Here is a 23,287-nt window from a genome sequence, read left to right on the forward strand (position 1 = left end):
ATCAAGTCCGGGGTCGCCACCCTCCCGACCGGGGGGAAGGCCTACCCGACCTTCCGGTCGCGGCCTTCCCAGTAGGGCTTGCGCAGCTCCCGGCGCAGCACCTTACCCGACGGGTTCCTCGGCAGGGCGTCGATGAAGTCGACGCTCTTGGGAGCCTTGTATCCGGCGATGCGCTCGCGGGCCCAGGCGATGATGGCGGCCGGGTCGGGGTCCTGACCCGCCGCCTTCACGACGATGGCCTTCACCGCCTCGCCCCATTTGTCGTCGGGCACGCCGATCACCGCGGCGTCGGCCACGCCGGGACAGCCCAGGATCGCGTTCTCCACCTCGGCCGGATAGACGTTCTCGCCCCCCGACACGATCATGTCCTTCACCCGGTCGTGGACGAAGAAGAAGCCGTTCTCGTCCATGAACCCGGCGTCGCCCGTGCGCAGCCAGCCGTCCGGCCGGATGGTCTCGGCCGTCGCCTCGGGCCGGTTCCAGTAGCCCGCCATGACGATCGGCCCGCGGATCTCGATCTCGCCGATTTCGCCCGCGCCCAGAGTGTTGCCGTCTTCGTCGGCGATGCGGGTCTCAAGTGTGGCCCAGGGTCGGCCGCACGACCGCAGCAGCTCGCCCCGATGCTCTCCGGGCGCGAGCGTCGTCCCCGCGCCGGTGGTCTCGGTCATGCCGTAGAACTGTATGAAGCCGCAGCCGAACACTTCGGTCGCCTTGGCCAGAACCGCCTCCGAGATCGGCGAAGCCCCGTACGAGACGGTCTTCAGGCTGGAGAAATCAGCCTGCTCTACCCCGGGCGTCTGTAGCAGCGCGTTGATCATCACCGGCGCCAGGAACACGTGGTTTACCCGCTCGTCCCCGAAGGCCTTCAGAACCGCGGGCGGCGAGAACTCGGCCTGCAGCACGATGCGTCCGCCCGCCGCCATGCCCGAGAAGCTGATGTTCGTCCCGGCGACGTGGAACATCGGCATCAGGATCAGGACGGTGTCGTCGGCGTCGTAGCTGAAACCCTCGATCAGATGCCGCAGGGCCAGGAAGGCCGAGTAGTTGGCATTTGACAGCCGAACGCCCTTGGGCAGCCCGGTGGTGCCCGAGGTGTAGAGCTGCAGCACGTCGTCCTCGGCCTTGGGAGGCTCCAGCTTCGGCGGCGGCGCGGCGTCGCGCAGGGCGGCGTAGCCCGCGAACGTGGGATGGTCGCCGCCCACGGCGATGACCTGGATCGGCCGTCCGGCGTGCTCGGCCACGGTCACCGCGGCGTCGAAGAACTCGGGCGTGACGAAGAAGACGTTGGCCGCCGAGTCCTTGAGGATGAACGCGATCTCGGGCACGGCCAGGCGCGAGTTGATCGGCGCGAAACACGCCCGCGCCTTGGCGACGCCGAAGAAAATTTCGTACCAGGCCTCTGAAGGCCGCCCCAGCCAGGCCACCCGGTCGCCCGGCTTCACGCCCGCCTGCTGCAGCAGGCCCGCCACGCGGTCCGAGCGGCGGTCGAGTTCGGCGTAGGTGAGGTCCCGGCCCTCGAAGTGGACGGCCACCTTGTCGCCGCGCTCGCGGCCGTGGACGGTGGCGATATCGGTCAGCAGCTTGATCGGATCGGCGGACATTCGCAGGCTTCACTCCCAGGACAGGCTCTGATGACCTGTCTCAGCCGACTAGCTAGCCGAAGCGTACGCGTACGCCAAACGCGACGTGGGACCACCGCCTGCATTTCGGTGCGGAAGCCCCCGGGCGAACCGCCGTGCCGACATGCCGGCAGACGGACGCGAAGACCCCCTGGAGGGGTGTGCCATGGGCCTATCCCGGCGAGCGGACGGCGCGCTCACGCAAAGTCGGCTGGCAGACTGTCGCCGGATGCGGCTTGGGCGTAAGGTGGGTCCAACGGGGGACGGACCGTTGACGGGCAATGGAATGAAGCGCGACGCACTCGATGCGGCGCTGACGGGGATGTTCGACAAGCTACAGGCGCGCGGGGTTCCCGAGCATCTGCAGAACGTCGTGGATCAACTGGATGCGGCGGCCTTGGCCGAGGATGCGCGGATCGCGGCGCGCCTCGCCGCGACGGATGACGAGGTCAGGCCGTCCCCATCGCCGACATCGTTTCCAGAGCCATGACGTCGCTCGCGTCCTCGGCGTCCATGATCTTCAGCAGGCGGGCGCGGGCGCGGTTCACACGGCTCTTGATGGTGCCCAGCGCACAGCCGCAGATCTCGGCCGCCTCCTCGTAGGAGAGGCCGGCGGCGCCCACCAGGATGAGCGCTTCTCGATGTTCGGCGGGAAGCTGGCCCAGCGCCGTCTGCAGCGCCCGCATCGCCACGCTCCAGTCCTGGGTGGGCGGGGTCTTGAGCGTGCTGGCGTACTCGCCTTCCTCGTCGCGGACCTCGCGCCGGCGGCGAAGCACGCTGGTGTAGTAGGTGTTTCGCAGGATCGTGAAGAGCCAGGCCCGCAGGTTGGTGCCCGGCTCGAATTTGTCGCGGTTGGACCACGCCTTGATCAGGGTGTCCTGCACGAGGTCGTCGGCGTCTGATCCATTGTGGCTGAGCGACCAGGCGAACGCCCGGAGGGCGGGGATCAGGCCCACGACTTCATCGCGCCAACTCGTCGTGGAACTCATCGTGTCCCCCTCGCACAACATCATGACCCCGACCGTGGGTTTTGTCGCTACCAGTTGCGGTTGAACGTTGGCGTGGGGCGAGCGTTCCGCGGCGGCCTGCGCGAAATTCGGAACTCATCCGTCCAATCGGCGTTCGCTATCCTCGTTATCGCGCATTTGCATAGGGGAACCGGTTGTTTGTTCCGGTTTCGTGCCCACATTATCCTGTGCAGGGTGCGTCAGTATGACACGCCCTGGTCCAAGGGGAGCTTCCATGCGCAGTACCGATCGACCCGAGGCTCCGCCCCGGGTCGCCTCCAAAGCCGACGGTGCGCCCGCGCTGCCTCGCTACCGTGCGTTGCGACGCGCCACCGAGGCGCTGATCCGCTCGCTGACCCCCGAGGACATGGGCGCCCAGTCGATGCCGGACGCCAGCCCGACCAAATGGCATCTGGCGCACACCACGTGGTTCTTCGAGACCTTCGTGCTGACGCCCTATCTGCCCGGCTATCGGGTCTTCGATGGGCGGTTCGGATATCTCTTCAATTCGTACTACGAGGCCGTCGGCCCCCGGCAGCCGCGGCCCGCGCGCGGCCTGATCACGCGTCCGTCGGTCGCCGACATCCTGGCCTATCGCGCCCATGTGGACGCCGGCATGGAGAAGCTGCTGGCGGCCGGGGCGCAGGCGCATGCCGAGCTGATCGACCTGGGTCTGGCGCACGAGGAACAGCATCAGGAACTGATGTTGATGGATATCCTCCACCTCTTCGCCCAGTCGCCGCTGGCCCCCGCCTTTGCGCCGCCCCGCGCGCCGGCTTCCGGCCAACCCGCGCCTCTGACCTGGACCGGCTTTGCCGGCGGGCTTGTTGAGATCGGCCATGACGGCCGAGGGTTCGCGTTCGACAATGAGGGACCGCGGCATCGCGTGTGGCTGGAGCCGTTTCGCCTGGCCGACCGTCTGGTGACCAACGCCGAGTGGCTGGCCTTCATGGCGGCGGGCGGCTACGCCAAGCCCGAATTCTGGCTGTCCGAGGGCTGGGCGCTGGCCCGGTCTGAGGACTGGCGGGCGCCGATCTACTGGCGCGAGACGGCGGACGGCTGGCGCGCCATGGGCCTGCACGGGCTGCGCCCGCTGGATCCGGCCCAGCCGGTCAGCCACATCAGCTACTATGAGGCCGACGCCTACGCCGCTTGGGCCGGCGCCCGCCTGCCCACCGAAGCCGAGTGGGAACATGCCGCCGGATCGGTGGCCCCGCAGGGCAATTTCCGCGACTCCGGCGCCCTGGCGGCCCAGGCGCCGTCAGGAAATGAGGGCCTGCAGCAGATGTTCGGCGACCTCTGGGAATGGACCCGCAGCGCCTATCTGCCGTACCCCGGCTACAGGCCCGCCGAGGGCGCGGTCGGCGAGTACAACGGCAAGTTCATGTCGGGCCAGTTCGTGTTGCGAGGCGGCGCGTGCGTGACCCCGCCGGGGCATATCCGGGCGACCTACCGCAACTTCTTCTATCCGCATCAGCGCTGGATGTTCTCAGGCCTGCGCCTGGCGAAGGACGGGGCGGGCGAGGGCGTTCGCCCTTCGGACCTGGAGACTGACGTCGTGGCCGGTCTCTCGCGGTCGGAAAAGTCGATCCCGCCGAAGCACTTCTACGACGCCCGTGGCTCGGAGCTATTCGAGGAAATCACCGAGCTGCCCGAGTACTATCCCACCCGCACCGAGGTGGCGTTGCTGACCCGCATCGCCCCCGAGATCGCCGCGGCGATCCCGGACGGGTCGGCGTTGGTGGAGTTCGGGTCCGGCGCCAGCACCAAGACCCGCATTGTCCTGGATGCGGCGCCGCAGGTGGGCGTCTACGCGCCCATCGACATCAGCGCGTCCGCGCTGGAGGGCGCAGCCCGGGCGATCCGGGCCGACTATCCTGACCTCACCGTGGCTCCGCTGCGCGACGACTTCACCAATGCGCTGCGGCTGCCGCCCGAGACCGAGGGCCGGCCCATCGTCGGCTTCTTCCCGGGCTCGACCATCGGCAATTTCACCCCGGTTCAGGCTCGCGCCTTTCTGGGCGCGGCGCGGCGGTTGCTGGGGCAGGGGGCGTCGTTCATCGTCGGCATCGACATCGCCAAGGACCCGGCGACCCTTGTGGCGGCCTATGACGATGCGCGCGGTGTCACGGCGGCCTTCAACAAGAATCTGCTGACCCGCATCAATCGCGAGCTGGGCGCCGACTTCGACCTGTCGACGTTCGAGCATCAGGCGATCTGGAACGCCGCCGAGAGCCGGATGGAGATGCATCTGGTGAGCTGCAAGGACCAGGTGGCGCATGTGGCCGGCCGCGCCTACCGTTTCGCGGCCGGAGAGACGATCCACACCGAGAATTCGTACAAGTTCACGCTGGCGCGGTTCGCGGATCTGGCCGGGTCAGCCGGATGGCGGGTCGCGTCCCAGTGGATCAGCCCCGACCCGGCGTTTGGCATCGTCCTGCTCGGCGCCTGAGACCCAGGTTCCGACATGCGAAAGCCCGCCCCAGGGATGGGGCGGGCGGTTCGCAGGTCCCGCGCCGATGTCTCCCCCGCGAAGGGAAGACATCGGTCGGGTGTCTAGCTCTCGCGGCCGCGCGTGCGGCCGCCGCCGCGAGAAGCTTCTCCGCCTTTGCGGCCGGCCGAGGCGGCCAGGTCGCGGTCCTTGGCGAATGACCGCTTCTCGCCGGGTACGCTCGCGCCCCCTTTGCGGGCGATCTCACGGCGTCGTTCGGGGTTCATGGCGGCGAATCCGCGACGGGCGCGGGGCTTGCCGGTATCGGCAGTGGGCATCGAGGGGCTCTCCTCTGGGGCTTGCGAAGGGCTAACCCCCGAGGTCCAGCCAAGGTTGCGTTAACGCGTGAGGCTTATTCGCGGCGAAGCGCCTCGATGGGGTCCAGCCGGGCCGCGCGCCACGACGGGTAGGCGCCGAAGACCAGGCCCACGGCCATCGAGAACCCCAGGGCCAAGGGCGCGGCCCAGGGCGGAATGGCCGCCGGCCAGCCCGCCAGCTTGGCCACCGTCAGCGCTCCGCCGATGCCGATCAGAAGCCCCAGCAGACCGCCCGCCATCGAGAGCGCGATGGACTCCAGGGCGAACTGGATCAGCACGTGGGAGCGCTTGGCGCCCAAGGCCATCCGCAGCCCGATCTCGCGCGTCCGCTCGGTCACCGACACCAGCATGATGTTCATGATGCCGACGCCGCCCACCACCAGCGACACTGCCGCCACCGCGGCGAGGAAGATCGTGAAGGTCGCCACGGCGGCCTGCATCGTTGCCAGGATCGAGGCCATGTTCTGGGTCTGGAAGTCGTCCTCCTCGCCTTGGCGGATCTTGTGCTGGTCGCGCAGCAGGTTGACGACGTCCTCCTGGACGCGGTCCAGCGTTTCGGCCTCGTTCGACTTCACATAGATCGTCTGGATCGCGTCACCGCGGAACCGCCGGCCCACCAGCCGCGACCGAACCGCTTGCAGCGGCGCCAGCACCACGTCGTCCTGGTCCTGGCCCAGGCCCGCCTGGCCCTTGCTCTCCAGCACGCCGATGACCTCGAACGGCACCGTGCGCACCCGGACGCGTCGGCCGACCGGGTCGGCGTCGCCCCACAGCTCGCGCGCCACCGTGGCGCCCAGCACCAGGACCTTGCGGCCCTGCCGCGCCTCACGCTCGTCGAACATCCGGCCGTTGGAGATCACCAGGTCGCGGGCGATCAGATACTCTGGCGTCACGCCCTCGATGCGGGTGTTCCAGTTGGCGCCGTCGGCGGCCAACTGGGCGCGGCTGGTGACGCTGGGGGCTACGGCGGCCACGTCCTCGACCTGGCGAGAGATCGCCTCGGCGTCGGCGTCGCGCAGCGACTGGCCCGCGCCGGCGCCCTGGCTGACCGGGCCGCGCTGGAAGTTCGGCATCACGATGATCAGGTTCGAGCCCAGGCCCGAAATGGCGCCTGTGATCCGCTGCTGGGCGCCCAGGCCGATGGCGGTCATCATCACCACGGCGGCGACGCCGATCACCACGCCCAGCGAGGTCAGCGCGCTGCGCATCGGGTGCGCGACGATGGCGCCCACCGCGAAGCGGATCAGCTCGTAGAACCTCATGCGGCGACCCCCGAGCGCTCGTCCGAGACGATCAGGCCGTCGCGGAACGCCACACGCCGGTGCGCCTCGTTGGCGACGTCCGGATCGTGGGTGACGATCGCCAGGGTCAGGCCGTCGCCGTTCAGCTCTTGGAACAGCTTCAGCACCTCTTCCCCTGTGTGGGTGTCCAGCGCCCCGGTGGGCTCGTCGGCCAGGAGCAGGTCAGGGCGGTTCGCCAACGAGCGGGCGATCGCCACCCGCTGCTGCTGCCCGCCCGACAGCTGCGTGGGTCTGTGGCCCATGCGCGAGCCCAGGCCGACGCGATCCAGAAGCTCGCGGGCCCGCGCCTTGCGCTCGGCGGGGGCCATGCCGGCGTAGATCATCGGCAGCTCGACATTTTGCAGCGCGGTCAGGCGCGGCAGCAGCTGGAACGACTGGAAGACGAACCCGATGCGCCGGCGGCGGAAGTCGGCCAGAGCGTCGTCGCCGAACTCGCCCACCTCTTCGCCCTCGAAGCGGTAGCTGCCCGAGGTGGGCCGATCCAGGCCGCCCAGGATGTTCATCAGCGTCGACTTGCCCGAACCCGATGGGCCGATCACCGCCACGTACTCGCCCCGCTCGATGGTGAGCGAGACGCCGGCGAGGGCCGGCACCTGCTCCTCGCCCATCACGTACACCTTGGTGAGGTCGCGGAACTCGATCACATCTTCACCCGGACGCCGCCGCCGGGTGGGCCGCCGCCCATCGAGCCGCCGGGCCGGGGCTTGGGCTTGGGACCTCCGCCGATGATCACCTGCGCGCCGGCCTTCAGGTCGCGGCTGACGATCTCGGTGTTGGAGCCGTCCGAGGCGCCCACCCGAACGGCGACCGGCTGGGGCTTGCCGTCCTTGTCCAGGATGTAGACCGTTCCGCCGCGCATGCCGGCCAACCGGCCGCGACCCTGGGCCATCGTCTCGCGCAGCGCGGCCAGCTTGGTCTTCTGGTCCGGGCGGAGCAGGGGGCTCAGCTTGGCGAAGCTCTCTTCCGAGACCTTTCGCATGGCCTCCATGGCCGCCCGCCGGTCGCCGCCGGCCGAGGCGAACGCCGCCTGGCGCTTGGGCGCCATCTCGGCCTGGATGGCTTCCCAGGCCTTCTTCTGCTTCGCGTCCAGGTCGAGCTGCTCGACGATCCGCGCGCCCATGCCGCCGCGTTGTCCACGCTGGCCGCCGGCCTGGCGATTGCCGCCGCCCGGCGGCCCACTCATCCCGGGCGGACCCATCATCACGCCGCCGCCGCCTGAGCTGCCGCTCTCCGATGGCGGGGTCCAGCGCAGCGCCGCGGCCGGGACCTTCATGACGTTGCGCTTGGTCTCGATGACGATGTCGGCGTTGGCGGTCATGCCGGGCAGCAGCTTGCGCTGGGGATTATCAGCCTCGGCGATCACGGTGTAGGCGACCACGTTCTGTTCGGTCGTCGGCTGCTTGCGCACCTGCGTGACGATGCCTTCGAAGGTGTCGTCCGGGAATGCATCGACGGTGAAGCGGACCATCTGGCCCTCCATCACCTGGCCGACGTCGGCCTCGTCGACACTGATCTTCACTTCCACCTTCGACAGGTCCTGGGCGATCGTGAAGAGCACCGGCGCCTGCAGGCTGGCGGCCACGGTCTGGCCGGGCTCTACCTTGCGGTCCACAACGATGCCGTCGATGGGCGCCGAAATGGTGGTGCGCCCCAGATCCGTGCGCTGGATGCGGAGCGCAGCCTGGCTCTGGTTCACCCGGGCCCGCGCCGCCGCCACATTGGCCTGGGCCGTGCGCATGGCCGCGGTGGCCGCGTCGAGGGCGGCCGGTGAGGTCCAGCCCCCGTCGACCAGGGTCTTTTTGCGATTGTAGTCGGCCTGGGCGTTGGCCAGCGTGGCCTGCGCCTGCCGCACGGCGGCCTCGCCCGCGGCGATGTCCGCCTGGCTTTGCGCGACGCGCGACTGGAACGTGGAGGGATCGAGGATCGCCAGAGTCTGGCCGGCGCGCACCTGATCGTTGAAGTCGACCAGCACCTTCGTCACCTGGCCTGAGATCTGCGAGCCGACGTCCACCGTGATGAGCGCCTGCAGCGTCCCCGAGGCAGAGACGGCGCGCGTGACGTCGCCGCGCTCGACCGCGGCCAGCCGGTAGGGGTCCTTCTCGGGCTTCGGCCGCATCTGGCAGGCCACCGCCGCGGCGATGCCAAGCGCGACGATGGCCAGGGTGATCCAGGCCGCCCTGGGAATGCGGAACCTGCGCCGGCGGGCAGTCGGATTTGCGCTCATGTGTCCCCAGCTATCGTCGGGCCGCGATGAACCCGTCGTGACTACGCCTGACGGGCTTTGCCGTCCGATTTCATTTCCATTACGGCGTGGGTCGAGACGGTGTCATCCGCCAACCGGCGGCCACTACAGCGGAAGCTCAACGCGCGCCCGCAGGCCGCCCCCGGCGCGATTGGTCAGGCTGACATCACCCCCGTGGCCGCGGGCGATGGTGCGCACAACCGCCAGCCCCAGCCCGATGCCGCCGGTCTGGCGATTTCGCGACGGCTCCCGGCGGTAGAATGGCTCGAACACCCGCTCTGTGTCGGCGGGCGGTATCCCGGGGCCGTCGTCGTCGATCTCGACCACGGCATGGTCGGCGTCCTGGAACACGCGCGCCCGCGCCTGGCCCCCGAACTTCACCGCATTCTCCAGCAGATTGGCCACCAGTCGCCGCAGCGCCATCGGGTCGCCTTCCAGCACCACCTTCTCGCCCTGTTCCACCTCGGTCTTCGCGCCCGTCTCGGCCATCTCGTCGCACAGGCTCTCCACCAGCGACGACAGCTCCAGGGGCGTGCGCTCGCCGGTCTTGGTGGCGTCGCGGACGAAAGCCAGGGTGGCGGCGATCATCTCCTCCATCTGGTCGAGGTCGGAGGCGTACTTGGCGCGCTGCTCTTCCGGCAGACCCTCGATGCGGAAGCGCAGGCGGGTCAGCGGCGTGCGCAGGTCGTGCGCGATCGCGCCCACCATCGCGGTCCGGTCCTCGACATAGCGCTGCAGGCGCTGCTGCATCTCGTTGAAGGCGCGGGCGGCCATGCTGATCTCGGACGGGCCGCGCAGTTCCAGGGGCGGGGCCTTGGGGTCGCGGCCCAGTCGCTCCGCGGCCTGTGCGAACACCTGAATCGGCTGCGACAGACGTCGGGCGAAGATCCAGGCCACCGGCGTCATCAGCAGGGCGGACAGGGCGAACCACAGGGCGACCCGCTGCTGCCAGTCATTGAGCCCGAACTCGGGCTCGGTGCGAACCACGGCCCACCGGCCGTCCGGCTGCCGGACGCCGACCTGGAACGGGTTGATGAGGAAGTGTTCCTCGCTGCTCATGCCGGCCCGCGCCGCGCGGTCGCGGATGATCCGGCCGACGCGGCGATCCGAAAGCGGGCCGCGCTCGCCGGCGAGCACGATGTCGCTGACCGGCACGCCCAGGTCCTCGGCGATTTTCGCGCGGATGTTCGGGATTGTCGGCCCTTCCAGGAGGGGCGAGGGCGGCTTGTCCTGGACGGTCCGCATCAGGGGCTGCCGCTCGGTAAACGTGGGCGGCGATCCCCGGTAGGTTCGCTCGATCTCGCTGGTCCGGTAGAAGTCGGGCGCCGGCGGGGGCAGCAGGAACAGCAGCGCCGTGCTCATCGCCCATGCGGTCACCAGCGTCAGGCTCGTCAGGGTCAGCAACTGGACGAGGAGCGACGCGGTGGGCCGCAATGGCGCTTTCATGTCCGCTTCACCTTGGCGGTGAACATGTAGCCCTCATTGCGGATGGTGCGGATCAGGTCGTGGCCGCCGCCGCCGTCGTCCAGCTTGCGGCGCAGGCGGCTGATCTGCACGTCGATCGCCCGGTCGAAGGCGTCGCTGTCGGGGCCGCGGGCGAACTCCAGCAGCTGGTCGCGGGTCAGCACCCGCTGCGGCCGCTCGACGAAAGCCCGCAACAGCGAGAATTCGCCCGAGCTGAGGTTCACGACCACCCCGGCCGGCGAACGCAGCTCGCGCCGCACCAGATCCAGTCGCCAGCCCGCGAACTCGCAGCCCGCGCCCAGGGCCCCGGTTGTGGTCCGCTGGTCCGAACGCCGCAGCACGGCGCGCACGCGGGCCAGCAGCTCACGCGGATTGCACGGCTTGGCCAGGTAGTCGTCGGCGCCCAGTTCCAGGCCCACGATGCGGTCGGTGTCCTCGCCCATCGCCGACAGCATGATGATCGGCGGGGCGCTCTCGCTGGTGGTCAGGCGCCGGCAGACGGCCAGCCCGTCCTCGCCCGGCATCATGATGTCCAGCACGATCAGGTCGACGGGGCCGCGCTCAAGGACGCGATCCATCTCGATCGCGTCGCCGGCGGTCTCCACCTTGTAGCCGTGACGGCCCAGGAAGTCGGACACCACATCGCGGATGCCCGGGTCGTCGTCGACCATCAGGATTCGGGCGCCGGCGCCGGCCATGTCAGTCGCTGTCTCCATGGTGGCCAGCTTGGTCGCCGGCCGTAACGTACAAATGTCTCACCTGAAACGCCGGAGAGACTGTGGTCATTCGTCCGACAGCACGTCGTCGGCGACGAAGGGGTTCGTCCTGCGCTCCTGGCCGAAGGTCGACATCGGCCCGTGGCCCGGCACGAACCGGACGTCCTCGCCCAGCGGCCACAGCTTGCCGGTGATGGCGTCGATCAGGTCCTTGTAGTTCCCCCGCGGGAAGTCCGTGCGCCCGATCGAGCCCTGAAACAGGACGTCGCCCACCTGGGCGAAGCGGGCCTCTCGATGGAAGAAGATCACGTGGCCGGGCGTGTGGCCGGGGCAGTGAATCACCTCGAACTGGGTCTCGCCCAGCGTGACCACGTCGCCGTCGTGCAGCCAGCGATCGGGGACGAACGTCTTGGCGTCGGGCATGCCCCACTTGGCCCCCGAGGTCCCGATATCGTCGATCCAGAACTGGTCGTCCGGGTGCGGCCCCTCGATCAGGCAGCCGGTGAGTTCCTTGATCGCCGCGGTTCCGCCCGCGTGGTCCAGGTGGCCGTGGGTGATCCAGATCTTCTCCAGCGTCAGCCCGTGTTCCTTCAGGGTCGCCATCAGCCGCGGGACCTCGCCGCCGGGATCGATGATCGCCGCCTTCATGGTCTTCACGCACCACACAATGGTGCAGTTCTGCTGGAGCGGCGTGACGGGCGCGATCAGGGCGCGGATCGGAAGGGCGGGCGGAGGCGTGGGCGCGTTCATGACGCCCCTATGATCGGGGGTCGCGGCCCATAAGAAAAGGCCCGGGAGTGATCCCGGGCCTTCCTTGTTCGTAAGCGTCGCCTAGGAGATCGGCGGAACCGGCGGCGGGGGTGCGTCCGCGTCCAGTTCGTGGGTCTCGGGCGACCCGTGAGCCACGTGGCTCTTCCGGTAGCCGTACGAGAAGTAGACGATCAGTCCGATGATCGCCCAGCCGACGAACATCAGCTGCGTCTCGTGCGGCAGGCTGATGAACAGGTAGACGCAGCCGATCGCCGCCAGCGGAGCCACCAGCATCACGGCGGGTGTCCGGAAGGGACGCTTGCGGTCCGGGTCTGTGCGTCGCAGCACCAGCACCGCGATGGCCACCATGGCGAAGGCGAACAGCGTGCCCGAGTTCGAGATGTCCGCGAGGATGCCCACCGGGAAGAACGCGGCGAACAGGGCCACGAAGATGCCCGTGATGATGGTGATCACGTGCGGCGTGTGGAACTTCGGGTGCACCTTGGACAGGACGGGCGGCAGCAGGCCGTCGCGGCTCATCACGAAGAAGATGCGGGTCTGACCGAACATCATCATCAGGATGACCGAGGGCAGGGCCAGGCCGGCCGCGAGGCCGATCAGGTTGCCGATCTGGGGCCAGCCGATTTCGCGCAGCGTCCAGGCCAGTGCTTCCTTCGAACACACCACCTTGGTGTCGCCGAGGGCGGCGCACGCGGCGCTGAGTTCCGGGCTGCCGGGGCGCATGCCCGCGCCGGATGCGTCGAGAATGGGCTGGGCGCCGACACCGCCGATCACGCCCGACGCCACCAGGATGTAGAAGATGGTGCAGATGCCCAGCGAGCCGATCAGGCCGATGGGCATGTTCCGCTGTGGATTCTTCGTCTCCTCAGCCGCCGTTGAAACGGCGTCGAAACCGACATAGGCGAAGAAGATGGAGGCCGCGGCGGCAGACACCCCTGCAAAGCCCAACGGCATGAACGGGGTGAAGTTCTCCATGTTCATGACCGGCACCGCCAGCACGATGAACAGGCCCAGCGCCGCCACCTTGATGGCGACGAGGAAGGCGTTGACCGTCGCCGACTCCCGCGTGCCGACCACCAGAAGGGCGGTCACCACCAGGGCGATGCCCATGGCCGGCAGGTTGACCATGCCGCCGTCGAACGGACCGCGGACCAGAAGGTCTGGGATGTCGATGCTGAAGGCGTTCTCGATGAGGCCGACCACATAGCCGGACCAGCCCACCGAGACCGCGCCGGCCGCGACAGCGTATTCCAGGATCAGCGCCCAGCCGACCATCCAGGCCAGCATCTCGCCCATCACGGCGTAGCTATAGGTGTAGGCCGACCCCGAGACCGGGACCATCGCCGCCATCTCGGCGTAGCAGAGCGCGGCCACAGCGCAGACGAAGCCCGCGATGACGAAGGCCAGGATCATGCCCGGGCCCGCCTTCTGGGCCGCCTCGGCGGTCAGGACGAAGATGCCGGTGCCGATGATGGCGCCGATCCCGAGCATGGTGAGTTGGAAGGGGCCCAGCGAGCGGTGCAGGGATTTCTTCTCCGCGGTCGCCAGGATCGCGTCGAGCGGCTTAACGCGCCACATTTATGGAGGTCCTCCGAATGGCGGCCCCCCGGCCGCCGGGTAAAATTTGGCGCGACCGTGGCCTGCGTGTGGCCCTGTGGTCAAGCGGGAAGGCCGGAACCGGTTCCCATATGCCCCAGGTGCAGGCCCCGCGCAGTCAACCTTGCCGATTGACTGCGCGTTCTTTGCCTTGGCTCTGGCGCGCCCTCCGGGCGGCGAACCGGTTTCCACTTCGCCTGAGGGCGCGCTAGAGCCGGGTCAATGCTTCCCGTCCACGAGGCCCTGCCCGAACTGAAGGCGACGCTGGCCGCGCGCAATGCCGCTGTGCTGGTTGCGCCCCCGGGCGCCGGCAAGACCACGGTGGTTCCTCTCGAACTTCTGGCCGAGCCGTGGATGGCGGGGGGCAAGGTGGTGGTGTTGGAGCCTCGCCGGCTCGCCGCCAGGGCAGCCGCCGAACGCATGGCGGCCACGCTCGGAGAGCGCGTCGGGGATACCGTGGGCTTCCGCGTGCGGATGCAGTCCAGGGTCTCGGCCCGCACCCGCATCGAGGTCGTCACCGAGGGCGTCTTCACCCGCATGCTGCTGGCGGACCCCGAACTGCCCGGCGTCGCCTGCGTGATCTTCGACGAGTTCCACGAGCGCAGCCTGGACGCCGACCTGGGCCTGGCGTTGGCCCGCGACGCCCAAAGGCTGTTGCGCGAGGACCTGCGGATCCTGGTCATGTCGGCCACCCTGGACGGCGCGGCCGTGGCCCGGCTGCTGGACGACGCGCCGGTGGTCGAGAGCCTGGGCCGGATGTTCCCGGTCGAGACCCACTACCTGGGCCGCGATCCGGCCGCCCGCCTCGAGGATCAGGTGGTTCGCGCCATCGAGCGCGGGGTGTCCGAACAGCTCGGCAGCCTGCTGGTCTTCCTGCCGGGGCAGGGCGAGATCCTGCGGGTCGCCGAGCGGTTGGCCGAGCGCGTCCGCCGCCCGGACGTCGAGATCGCGCCGCTCTACGGCGCGCTCGACCCCCGGGCGCAGGACCAGGCGATCCAGCCGGCTCCCGAAGGCAAGCGCAAGGTCGTGCTGGCCACCTCGATCGCCGAGACCAGCCTGACCATCCAGGGCGTCCGCGTGGTGATCGACTCCGGCGTCGCCCGCGTGCCCCGCTACGACCCCGCCAGCGGCCTCACGCGCCTGGCCACCATCCGCGTCTCCCGGGCCGCCGCCGACCAACGCCGCGGCCGCGCCGGCCGCACCGAGCCCGGCGCCTGCTACCGCCTCTGGGACGAAGCCGAGACCCGCGCGCTGCCCGCCTTCGCCGACCCCGAGATCCTTGACGCCGACCTGTCGGGTCTGGCCCTCGACCTCGCGCGCTGGGGTACGAAGGACGCCGCCGAGCTCGACTTCCTCGACCCGCCGCCCGCGGCGGCGTTCAAGGAGGCGCGCGCCCTGCTGGAACGCCTGGAAGCGCTGGACCACGACGGCGTCCTCACCGCCCACGGCCGCGCGCTTGCCGACATGCCGCTGGCGCCACGTTTGGCCCACATGATCCTGAAGGCCGCCGAGACCGGTCAGGCTGGGCGCGCCGCCCGCATAGCGGCGCTGATCACCGAGCGCACGCTCGGTGGACGCGACGCCGATCTGCGCCACCGCCTGGAGGGTCTGGAGCGAGACCGCAGTCCCCGCGCCCGCGACGCCAGGGCCCTGGCCGAGCGCTGGGCCGGGATGGCCGGAAAGCCGGGACAGGGCGAGCCGATCTCGGACGGCCTGTTGCTGGCCTACGCCTATCCCGAACGCATCGCCAAGGCGCGCGGCGGGCAGGGGGAGTTTCAGCTGGTCACAGGCCGTGGCGCTTTCGTGGAGCCGACCGATCAGCTCGCCCGCGAGCCCTGGCTGGCCGTGGCCGAACTGGGCGGCGGCCAGACCCGCGACCGCATCACCCTGGCCGCGCCGCTGGAGCCCGCCGAACTCGCCGCCTTCAAGGACCAGTTCGAGGTCGAGGAACGCCTTGAGGAGACCGCTGGCGGCCGTTTGCGCGCCAAGCGCATCACCCGCCTGGGCCGGCTGGCGATCCGCGAGGAGGTCGACGAGAGCCCCGATCCCGACCTGATCGCGCGCGCCCTGGCCGACCGTGTCCGGCGCGACGGCCTGAAGGTCCTGCCCTGGGGCGACGCCGCCCGGAGCCTGCGCGAGCGAGTCCGGTTCCTGCATGCCCGAGACGCGTCCTGGCCCGATCTGTCGGACGAGGCGCTTCTGAACAGGCTTGACGCCTGGTTGCTGCCCGTCCTCCACGGCCTGCGCGGCCTCAGCGGCCTGAAGCCAGACGTCCTCGACGGCGCGCTTCGCACGCTGATCCCCTGGGCTCAGCAGCGCCGCCTCGACACCGAGACACCCGCCCGCTGGACCGCCCCTACCGGCAACAGCTTCGCCATCGACTATGCCGCTGAGGGCGGTCCGCGCGTCGAGGTTCGTGTGCAGGAGGTCTACGGCCTGGCCGTCCATCCCGGCGTCGGCGGCGTCCCGCTCACCCTGTCGCTGCTGTCCCCGGCCCACCGGCCCATCCAGACCACCCAGGACCTGCCGGGGTTCTGGAAAGGGTCCTGGCGGGACGTGCGGGCCGACATGCGTGGGCGCTACCCGAAGCATCTCTGGCCCGAGGACCCGGCAACGGCCCAACCGACCGCCCGGGCCAAACCGCGAGGGACATGAGGCCTGGCGCGCGCCTGCGCCGGGTCGGCGCCTACAGGTCGAACGCCCGCACGATGCGCGCCGCGCAGGCCTCGGCGGTCTCGACCGAGGTGTCGAGCTCCAGGTCGTACGTTCGACCCCGGTGGACCCGCTCGAACTGCCAACGCGCGAGGCCGACCTCGCGGTCGCCGCGGGCCCGCTCCCGCGCCTCGACGATCTCCAGCGGCGCTCTCAGGCCGACGATGCGCAGGTCGTGCTCCTGCAGCACCGTGCGGTAGTCCTCGTCTTCGCCGGGCTCGAACATCACGTCGTCGACGATCACGTTGTTGCCTTGCGAAGCCATGGCCGCCACGGCGCGTCGCATGCCCGCCAGCATGCGCGTCACAAGGATGCCCGAGTGGATGGCGACCGCGGGGTGACCGTCCTCGATCAGCGCCTCGAACGACCACCCGTCGGGATGGTTCAGGACGCGCGGCGGCAGCATCTCGAGGAACGTGTCCATCGCCATGTGCAGGAACGGCGCGCTCGCGAGCCGCTGGATTTCCCTGGCCGTGGAGCTCTTGCCCACGCTGCTGACGCCGTTCAGCACGACGACCCGGCCGCGCATGCCTTACGCCGTCGCTGCGTAGATCATGATCCCGGTCGCCACCGAGAGGTTCAGGCTGTCGGCCCGGCCGCGCATGGGGATCTTCACGTTCACGTCGCAGAGCGCCGCCATATCCGGCGTCAGGCCCTGCTGCTCGTTGCCCATCAGCACGATCGCCGGCTTCGCGTAGCTGGCGTCGCTGTGGGTCACCGTGGCCGAGAGCAGGGTGCCCACGACCGAGCCGGTCCAGCCGGCCCGCCAGGCGGCGAATTCGTCCTCGGTGGCCCTCGCCAGCGGCACGGCGAAAATCGAGCCCATGGTCGCCCGCACGGCCTCCACCGAGTAGGGATCGCAGCACTCGCCCACCAGGATCACCGCGCCGCACCCGGCGCTGTCGGCCGTCCGGACGATCGTCCCCAGGTTGCCCGGGTCGCGCACCCGGTGCAGCGCCACCACGCATTGGGCCGGGCCCGGCTGGACCTCGTCCAGCGCCACGAACGCCTGGGGGAACACGCCCACCACCGCCTGCGGGTTTTCCCGCCGCGAGACCTTGGCCAGGATGTCGTGCGTGACTTCGATCACCTCGCCGCGCGCCGCCAGCGTGGCCTGCACGGCCTTCTGCATCATGGGATGGCTGACCGCGTCCGGCCCGTGCATCAGGATCTTCGGCGCGTGGCCGGTGTCGATCCCCTCGATGACGTTCTTCAGCCCCTCGGCCACGAACAGGCCGGTCTCGTCGCGTTCCTTGCGCATGTGCAAGGCGCGCACGCGCTTCACGGTGTCGTTGCTCAGGGAGGTGATGACACGGCTCGTCACGGCGTCCATCGCGCGTAGAAGCTCATGCCGATGGCCCGGTCGCCCCGCTCTTCCATCAGCGCCAGTTCGCCCCATCCGATGTGGCCGCCGCGGTCGCTCAGCTTCTCGGCCAGCAACCCCGCCAGCGCCGCGCCCGAGATCCGCTCGGCATAGGCGTTGAGCACCAGAAACTTGGCGTTTTCCGAAAGAAGTTCGCAGCATAGGGCCGCAAGCTCAGGCAGATCCTCGAACAGCCGCCACACCTGGCCGTCCGGGCCGCGGCCGTACTTCGGCGGGTCCAGGATGATGCCGTCGTACTTCGAGCCCCGGCGCGCCTCGCGGGCCACATACTTCTTGGCGTCCTCGACGATCCAGCGGATCGGGCGGTCAGCGAGCCCCGACAGTTCGGCGTTCTCGCGGGCCCAGGCCACCGCCTTCTTCGAGGCGTCGACGTGGGTCACCGCCGCGCCCGCCGCCGCCATGACCAGGCTGGCGACCCCGGTGTAGCCGAACAGGTTCAGCACGCGCGGCGGTTCGGCCCCACCCGCCGCGCGGGCGGTGCGCACCGCCTCACCGAGGAACCCCCAGTTGGCCGCCTGCTCGGGGAAGAAGGCCAGGTGTCGGAACGCCGTGAACCGTCCATGGAAGCGCACGTCGCCCCAGCCCAGCGGCCAGGTCTCCTTATGCGGGCCCTTGAAGCGCCAGCGGCCGGCGTCCTCCTCGTCGGTGGGGTCGAAGACCGCGTCGGCGCCGTCCCAGGCCGACGCGGGCAGCCGTGGCGTCCAGAGGCACTGCGGCTCGGGCCGAACCACTGTGTAGGGCCCATACCGCTCCAGCTTGCGACCGTTCCCGGAGTCCAGCAGCGCATAGTCGCGCCAGCCGACGGTGCGCATCACTGCGGATTCCGGCGCGATCTTGGGCGGGCTCATGGCCGCCCCATACGCGGTGACACGCCGCAGCGTCCAGCCCGCTGACAAGGACTTGTCACAGTTACGGAATTGGGGTCGGGTAAGGCCGCTATAGGATGTGGGGAGAATCCAGTGGTTGCAGTCGCCGGTGCGACGCGGAAAACCGCGCGCAAGGCCAAGGGAGACGGGCATCTTCGCCGTGCGGAGATCCTGGAGGCTGCCGAGCGCATCTTCGTGGCCGAGGGCTATGAGGGCGCCACGATCCGTAAGATCGCGGATGAAGTGGGGGTGTCGTCGACGGCGCTCTACATGCACTTCGCCGACAAGGCCTGCATCCTGCATGAGATCGTCGAGGGCGTGCTCAGCCAGCTGCTCGACCGCAATACCGAGATCGCGGCCCGGCCGCTGGATCCGGTCGTCCGCACCCGCATGATGCTGGACGCCTACATGCACTGGGGCCTCGAGCATCCCAACGCCTACCAGCTGGTCTATTGCGCCCAGAACGATAGGACGGCCGATCTGTCGCCCGAGCGCACCACCGACCTCAGCAAGCAGTGCTACGAGGCCTTCTCGGGTGTGGTCCGTGAGATCGCCGCCAGTGGCCGCCTTCGCACCGGCACCGGCGACAGCGCCGCCCAGGCGCTCTGGATGTCGTGCCACGGCGTCGTGGCCCTGCTGATCAACCGGCCCAACTTCGAGTGGGCCGACCGTGAAGAGCTGCTCCAGGTGACGCTCGACGGCCTCCTGAACGGTCTCGTTATCGACTGATCGCGAGGCCCGTGCGTCCCGGGCCATACGCCGACGCATGGCCGTTCGCAGAATTTTGCTGAGGGCCGCCGGCAAGGGCCGCGGCCAGAATGCCTTCGTCGGCCGGGGGAGGGCGCGTTGCGGTTCGCGAAGTGGGTGTTCCTGCTGGCCGGGGTCTATGGCCTGATCGTCATGCCGCCGATGTATCTGGCGGAGTTCGCCTACGCCCAGGCCGGGCAGCCCGCGCTCACCCATCCTGAAAGCCACTATGGCTTCGTGGGCGTGACCCTGGTCTTCCAACTGATCTTCCTCGCGATCAGCCGTGATCCTGAGCGTTACCGGCCGCTGATGCCCCTCTGCTGTCTCGAGAAGCTGGCGTTCGCGGGGGCCGTCTGGCCGCTCTACCTTGCGGGTCGTACGCCCGGCGTCGTGACGGTTTTCGCCACGATCGACCTGGCGCTCTGCGGCCTGTTCTTCACCGCCTGGCTGCGGACAAGGCCGGCCTAGTTCGAGTTGCTGGCCACCGCCTGGGCGCTGGTGGGGTACCCGTAGCCGCCGCGCTTGAGATCCTGCGAGAGGGTGATGGGCGCCGAGCCCCCATTCAGCTTGGCGCGATAGACGGTCATGTTTTCCAGGACGCGCATCACATAGTTCCGGGTCTCGGAAAACGGGATGCATTCGATGAAATCCAGCGGATCCACCGAGCCCGCGCGCGGATCCCCGCACATGTTCACCCAGGCCGCCGGACGACCGGGGCCGGCGTTGTACCCGGCGGCGGCCATCACGTACGAACCGGAGAATTGGTTCACCAGCTGGCCCAGGAAACTCGAGCCCAGCTGCATGTTGTACTCGGCCTCGTAGAGCCGCGAGGCAGAGTAGCCAACGCCCATCCGCCGGGCCACGATCGCCGCCGTCGAGGGCAGCAGCTGCATCATGCCCCGCGCATCGGCCCCCGATCGGACTGCGGGGTCGAATCCGCTTTCCTGGCGCGTGATGCCCAGCACCAGCGCCGGCTCGGGCGCGCCCGCCACGCTGGGCGGGGTGCGGTAGGGATAGGCGCGGTCGGTGAGGATGAACCCTCTCTGGGCCGCGCCGCGCGCCGCCTTCATCGACGTGTCCTGGTCGCCGTAACCGCGGATGGCGTCGATCAGCAGCGCCTGCTCGAACCGCTCGGGCAGCACGTCGTCCAGGTGCAGCGCGAATACCCGGAACAGATCCTTCTGACCCTGGTCGGCCAGCATCCGCATGGCCTGCACCGCGTCGCGGCTCTCGAAGCTCGCGCGCTCGGCTTCGGTGGGAACGGGGTCCTTGGGCAGCACCAACGGCAGGCCCAGCTTCTCGGCGGCCAACTGGCCGTAGAAGGTCGTCCCGTGTTCGGCGGCGCGGGAATAGAAGTTCTCGGCGGCCGTGGTTTCGCGTCGAGCCTCGGCAGCGCGGCCCTGCCAGTACAGCGCGCGGGCCTTGGTGATGGGGGATGAGCCCATGCGGTCGATGGCGGCGAAGTGGCGGCCCGCGGCCACCGGATCGCCCAGGCGGCTCAGCGCGATCCAGCCGGCGTAGAACTCGGCCTCGGTAGCGTCCGAACCCTGGTTCAGGCCGGTATTGGCGGACGCCTGGTAGGCCGCGCGCCAGTCGCCGTCCTTGATGGCGGCGAGCGTCAGGCGATAGCGCTCGCTCCAGGCGCGATCGGCGTGCTCGGCCGTCAGCGCCGGCGCCGAGGCCTTGGCGAACTCGGCGATGGCCTCCGCGTTGCGGCCCTTGCGGCGCAGGTAGCCGCCGCGCTCGAAGGCCACGCCAGGGCTCGCCTGCTCGGCCGGCGTCAGGGACGCGTACCCCGCTTCGGAATCGCCGCGCAGCGAGATGCGGACCAGGGCTGCGGCCTGCTCGCTGGCGGGCAGCAGGGTGATCATGTCGCGAGACGCAGGCCCCTGCGCGCCATAGAGCAGCACGTCGGCGCGGCGGATGTGGTCGTCGGCGGTCAGAGCGTCGGCGAACCGCGCCAGCATGGTGCGCTGGACGTCGCTCTCGAAACTCCTGGTCGTCCACCAGGTGCGAATCAGCTGGGTGGCCTCGGCCTGGCGGCCCAGGCTGCGATAGGCCGAGGCCAGCGCCATGGCGCCCTGGGCGCTCTGCGGGCCCTCAGGCCCGAACCAGGCGACGATCTCGGCGGGCGACTTGCCCGAGGTCTCCAGCAGGCGCTCGGCGGCCATCTGCCGGCGCGCCCCGCGAGGGAAGCCGGCCAGGTCGCGGCGGGCGGCGTCGACATCCCAGAAGCTGAGCCGTTCGGCGCTCACGTCGACCATGGCCCAGGTGACCAGCTTGCGCGCCACGGGGTCGGAAAGACTTGAAATCGCTGACTTCGCGCCGCCGATGTCCCCCCGTTTGGCGGCCGCGAAACCCTGGCTCAAGAGCGCCTGGTCCGAGCTGCTGAGGGGCTGGGCCACGGTCTGGCTGGCCCGCACATAGGGTTGCGGCGAATCGGGGAGGCGGGCGCCGCTCAGTAGGTCGCCGATCGGGTCCGCCGGCTGGGCGCGCGCGACGGTCGTCGCCACCAGAATGGCGCAGCCGGCGAGGAGGGCGTTACGGATCTTCGGGTTCAACCTTGTTCCCCCTGACATGGGGACCTCTGAGCAGATGCACCGAATCGACATTGCGGGCGTAGCCCACGCTCACATATTGTCCGGCCAAATCTGAACGTCGCCTCACTAGGCGACATTTTCACGGCCTTTTGCTTCGAAACCCACAACATGTCCGAACCCCTCTTCCGCGGCGTCCTCCCGGCGCTGGTGACTCCGTTCCGCAACGGAGCCGTCGACGAAGACGCCTTTGTGGCCCTCGTCGAGCGCCAGATCGCGGGCGGCGTCCACGGGCTCGTCCCTGTTGGCACCACCGGCGAGACCGCGACCCTCAGCCATGAGGAGCACCGCCGCGTGGTGGAGCTTTGCGTGGCGACGGCGAAGGGGCGGGTGCCCGTGATCGCCGGCGCCGGCTCCAATTCTACGGCCGAGGCCATCGAATTGGTGCAGCACGCCAAGGCGGTGGGCGCCGACGCGGCGCTGGTGGTGACGCCGTACTACAATCGGCCCAGCCAGGAGGGGCTCTACGCCCACTACGCCGCAATCAACGCGGCGGTGCAGCTGCCGGTGCTGGTCTACAACGTGCCGGCCCGCACCAGCGTCGACATCTCCAACGCCACCCTGGCGCGCCTCTCGAAGCTGCCGAACATCGTAGGCATCAAGGACGCCACCGGCGACCTGCCGCGCGCCAGCCTCCAGCGCCTGGAATGCGGCGAGGACTGGGTGATGCTCTCGGGCAACGACGACGGCGGTCTGGGCTACATGGCCCACGGCGGCCACGGCTGCATCTCGGTCACCTGCAACGTCGCGCCTGAACTGGTCTCGCAATTCTACAACGACGCCATGGCCGGCCGTTACCAGGACGCCCTCTACGGCCAGGACCGCCTGATCCGGCTGCACAAGGCGCTGTTCGCCGACGCCTCGCCGGCGCCGACCAAGTTCGCACTGGCCCAGCTCGGCCTTTGCACCGACGAATGCCGCCTGCCGATCACCCCGTGTTCGGAGGCCGCCCGTGAAGAGGTGCTGGTCGGGATGCGGGAAGCAGGGCTGGTCTGATGGCCGCCGGCAAGCTGATCGCCGAGAACCGGCGGGCCAAGTTCGACTACTTCCTCGAGCAGAGTTTCGAGTGCGGCATCGCGCTGACCGGATCCGAGGTGAAGAGCCTGCGCAACGGCAAGGCCAACATCGCCGAGAGCTATGCGGCGGTGGAGAACAACGAGATCGTCCTCGTCAACGCCGACATCCCGCCCTACGCCCAGGCCGGCCCGCACTTCAACCACGAGCCGCGCCGTCACCGGAAGCTGCTGCTGAAGCGCCGCGAGATCGAGAAGCTGATCGGCGCGGTGCAGCGGGAAGGACGCACGCTGATCCCGACCAAGCTCTACTGGTCGGACAAGGGCCTGGCGAAGCTCGAGATCGCGCTCGCCAAGGGCAAGAACACCCGTGACAAGCGCGAGACCGTCGCCGAGCGCGACTGGCAGCGCGACAAGGCCCGGCTCATGCGGGAGAAGGGCTGA

The 23,287-nt window shown here is 69.6% G+C and carries 21 protein-coding genes; 7 read left to right on the forward strand and 14 right to left on the reverse strand.

The features are described from left to right. Nucleotides 1-41 precede the first annotated feature (41 nt). A complete protein-coding gene (locus EPN98_RS11040; protein WP_293362750.1) occupies nucleotides 42-1,601 on the reverse strand; it encodes a long-chain-fatty-acid--CoA ligase in 1,560 nt (519 codons plus the stop codon). A gap of 304 nt (nucleotides 1,602-1,905) precedes the next feature. Here EPN98_RS11040 and EPN98_RS11045 point away from each other — a divergent pair, with 304 nt between their 5' ends. Continuing rightward, nucleotides 1,906-2,109: a hypothetical protein gene (locus tag EPN98_RS11045; protein ID WP_293362751.1), complete on the forward strand. Its 204-nt coding sequence runs from the start codon at nucleotides 1,906-1,908 to the stop codon at nucleotides 2,107-2,109. On the opposite strand, the gene EPN98_RS11050 is transcribed toward EPN98_RS11045, so the two are convergent. Further along, on the reverse strand, nucleotides 2,069-2,608 hold the full coding sequence (locus EPN98_RS11050) for a sigma-70 family RNA polymerase sigma factor (RefSeq protein WP_293362752.1): 540 nt from the start codon (nucleotides 2,606-2,608) through the stop codon (nucleotides 2,069-2,071). The genes EPN98_RS11045 and EPN98_RS11050 overlap by 41 nt on opposite strands. Nucleotides 2,609-2,861: 253 nt before the next feature. Here EPN98_RS11050 and egtB point away from each other — a divergent pair, with 253 nt between their 5' ends. Further along, on the forward strand, nucleotides 2,862-5,078 hold the full coding sequence (gene egtB, locus EPN98_RS11055) for an ergothioneine biosynthesis protein EgtB (RefSeq protein ID WP_293362753.1): 2,217 nt from the start codon (nucleotides 2,862-2,864) through the stop codon (nucleotides 5,076-5,078). A 104-nt stretch (nucleotides 5,079-5,182) separates the two neighbouring features. Here the strand turns inward: egtB and EPN98_RS11060 are convergent, their stop codons facing one another. The 8 genes from EPN98_RS11060 to EPN98_RS11095 form a co-directional block, all read right to left on the reverse strand. Then, the gene (locus EPN98_RS11060; protein WP_293362754.1) at nucleotides 5,183-5,395 is read right to left on the reverse strand and encodes a general stress protein; all 213 of its coding nucleotides are present in this window, start codon (nucleotides 5,393-5,395) and stop codon (nucleotides 5,183-5,185) included. Between the two features lie 74 nt (nucleotides 5,396-5,469). Next, nucleotides 5,470-6,696: an ABC transporter permease gene (locus EPN98_RS11065; RefSeq protein ID WP_293362755.1), complete on the reverse strand. Its 1,227-nt coding sequence runs from the start codon at nucleotides 6,694-6,696 to the stop codon at nucleotides 5,470-5,472. After that, nucleotides 6,693-7,379: an ABC transporter ATP-binding protein gene (locus tag EPN98_RS11070; protein WP_293362756.1), complete on the reverse strand. Its 687-nt coding sequence runs from the start codon at nucleotides 7,377-7,379 to the stop codon at nucleotides 6,693-6,695. Before EPN98_RS11070 ends, EPN98_RS11065 begins: the two co-directional genes overlap by 4 nt. Beyond that, nucleotides 7,376-8,959: an efflux RND transporter periplasmic adaptor subunit gene (locus EPN98_RS11075; RefSeq protein ID WP_293362757.1), complete on the reverse strand. Its 1,584-nt coding sequence runs from the start codon at nucleotides 8,957-8,959 to the stop codon at nucleotides 7,376-7,378. The genes EPN98_RS11070 and EPN98_RS11075 overlap by 4 nt, the downstream gene beginning before the upstream one ends. Before the next feature lie 123 nt (nucleotides 8,960-9,082). Continuing rightward, nucleotides 9,083-10,423, reverse strand: coding sequence for an ATP-binding protein (locus EPN98_RS11080; RefSeq protein WP_293362758.1), 1,341 nt, complete (start codon nucleotides 10,421-10,423; stop codon nucleotides 9,083-9,085). Further along, nucleotides 10,420-11,157, reverse strand: coding sequence for a response regulator (locus EPN98_RS11085; protein WP_293362759.1), 738 nt, complete (start codon nucleotides 11,155-11,157; stop codon nucleotides 10,420-10,422). Before EPN98_RS11085 ends, EPN98_RS11080 begins: the two co-directional genes overlap by 4 nt. Before the next feature lie 66 nt (nucleotides 11,158-11,223). After that, a complete protein-coding gene (locus tag EPN98_RS11090) occupies nucleotides 11,224-11,907 on the reverse strand; it encodes an MBL fold metallo-hydrolase (RefSeq protein WP_293362760.1) in 684 nt (227 codons plus the stop codon). A gap of 81 nt (nucleotides 11,908-11,988) precedes the next feature. Beyond that, nucleotides 11,989-13,506: an amino acid permease gene (locus EPN98_RS11095; protein WP_293362761.1), complete on the reverse strand. Its 1,518-nt coding sequence runs from the start codon at nucleotides 13,504-13,506 to the stop codon at nucleotides 11,989-11,991. 240 nt (nucleotides 13,507-13,746) lie between these two features. Here EPN98_RS11095 and hrpB point away from each other — a divergent pair, with 240 nt between their 5' ends. Next, the gene (gene hrpB, locus EPN98_RS11100) at nucleotides 13,747-16,179 is read left to right on the forward strand and encodes an ATP-dependent helicase HrpB (protein ID WP_293362762.1); all 2,433 of its coding nucleotides are present in this window, start codon (nucleotides 13,747-13,749) and stop codon (nucleotides 16,177-16,179) included. 31 nt (nucleotides 16,180-16,210) lie between these two features. On the opposite strand, the gene EPN98_RS11105 is transcribed toward hrpB, so the two are convergent. From EPN98_RS11105 to EPN98_RS11115, 3 genes are read right to left on the reverse strand one after another with little or no spacing between them, the layout of a single operon-like run. Then, complete coding sequence (locus EPN98_RS11105; RefSeq protein ID WP_293362763.1) at nucleotides 16,211-16,765, reverse strand: AAA family ATPase; 555 nt, start codon at nucleotides 16,763-16,765, stop codon at nucleotides 16,211-16,213. A 3-nt stretch (nucleotides 16,766-16,768) separates the two neighbouring features. Beyond that, nucleotides 16,769-17,560, reverse strand: a complete 792-nt coding sequence (locus tag EPN98_RS11110) for an RNA methyltransferase (RefSeq protein ID WP_293362825.1) — start codon at nucleotides 17,558-17,560, stop codon at nucleotides 16,769-16,771. After that, nucleotides 17,557-18,468 (reverse strand): class I SAM-dependent methyltransferase, encoded by a 912-nt coding sequence (locus tag EPN98_RS11115; protein WP_293362764.1) that lies wholly within the window; start codon nucleotides 18,466-18,468, stop codon nucleotides 17,557-17,559. Before EPN98_RS11115 ends, EPN98_RS11110 begins: the two co-directional genes overlap by 4 nt. Nucleotides 18,469-18,579: 111 nt before the next feature. Here EPN98_RS11115 and EPN98_RS11120 point away from each other — a divergent pair, with 111 nt between their 5' ends. Both EPN98_RS11120 and EPN98_RS11125 read left to right on the forward strand, forming a co-directional pair. Next, nucleotides 18,580-19,215, forward strand: coding sequence for a TetR/AcrR family transcriptional regulator (locus tag EPN98_RS11120; protein WP_293362765.1), 636 nt, complete (start codon nucleotides 18,580-18,582; stop codon nucleotides 19,213-19,215). Nucleotides 19,216-19,332: 117 nt separating this feature from the next. Further along, a complete protein-coding gene (locus tag EPN98_RS11125) occupies nucleotides 19,333-19,701 on the forward strand; it encodes a hypothetical protein (protein ID WP_293362766.1) in 369 nt (122 codons plus the stop codon). Here the strand turns inward: EPN98_RS11125 and EPN98_RS11130 are convergent. Then, complete coding sequence (locus tag EPN98_RS11130; protein WP_293362767.1) at nucleotides 19,698-21,794, reverse strand: lytic transglycosylase domain-containing protein; 2,097 nt, start codon at nucleotides 21,792-21,794, stop codon at nucleotides 19,698-19,700. The genes EPN98_RS11125 and EPN98_RS11130 overlap by 4 nt on opposite strands. A gap of 147 nt (nucleotides 21,795-21,941) precedes the next feature. Here EPN98_RS11130 and dapA point away from each other — a divergent pair, with 147 nt between their 5' ends. Both dapA and smpB read left to right on the forward strand, forming a co-directional pair. Further along, on the forward strand, nucleotides 21,942-22,826 hold the full coding sequence (gene dapA, locus EPN98_RS11135; RefSeq protein WP_293362768.1) for a 4-hydroxy-tetrahydrodipicolinate synthase: 885 nt from the start codon (nucleotides 21,942-21,944) through the stop codon (nucleotides 22,824-22,826). Further along, complete coding sequence (gene smpB, locus EPN98_RS11140) at nucleotides 22,826-23,287, forward strand: SsrA-binding protein SmpB (protein WP_293362769.1); 462 nt, start codon at nucleotides 22,826-22,828, stop codon at nucleotides 23,285-23,287. The genes dapA and smpB overlap by 1 nt, the downstream gene beginning before the upstream one ends.

The sequence above is a fragment of the Phenylobacterium sp. genome, from assembly GCF_004299445.1.
Taxonomy (GTDB): domain Bacteria; phylum Pseudomonadota; class Alphaproteobacteria; order Caulobacterales; family Caulobacteraceae; genus Phenylobacterium.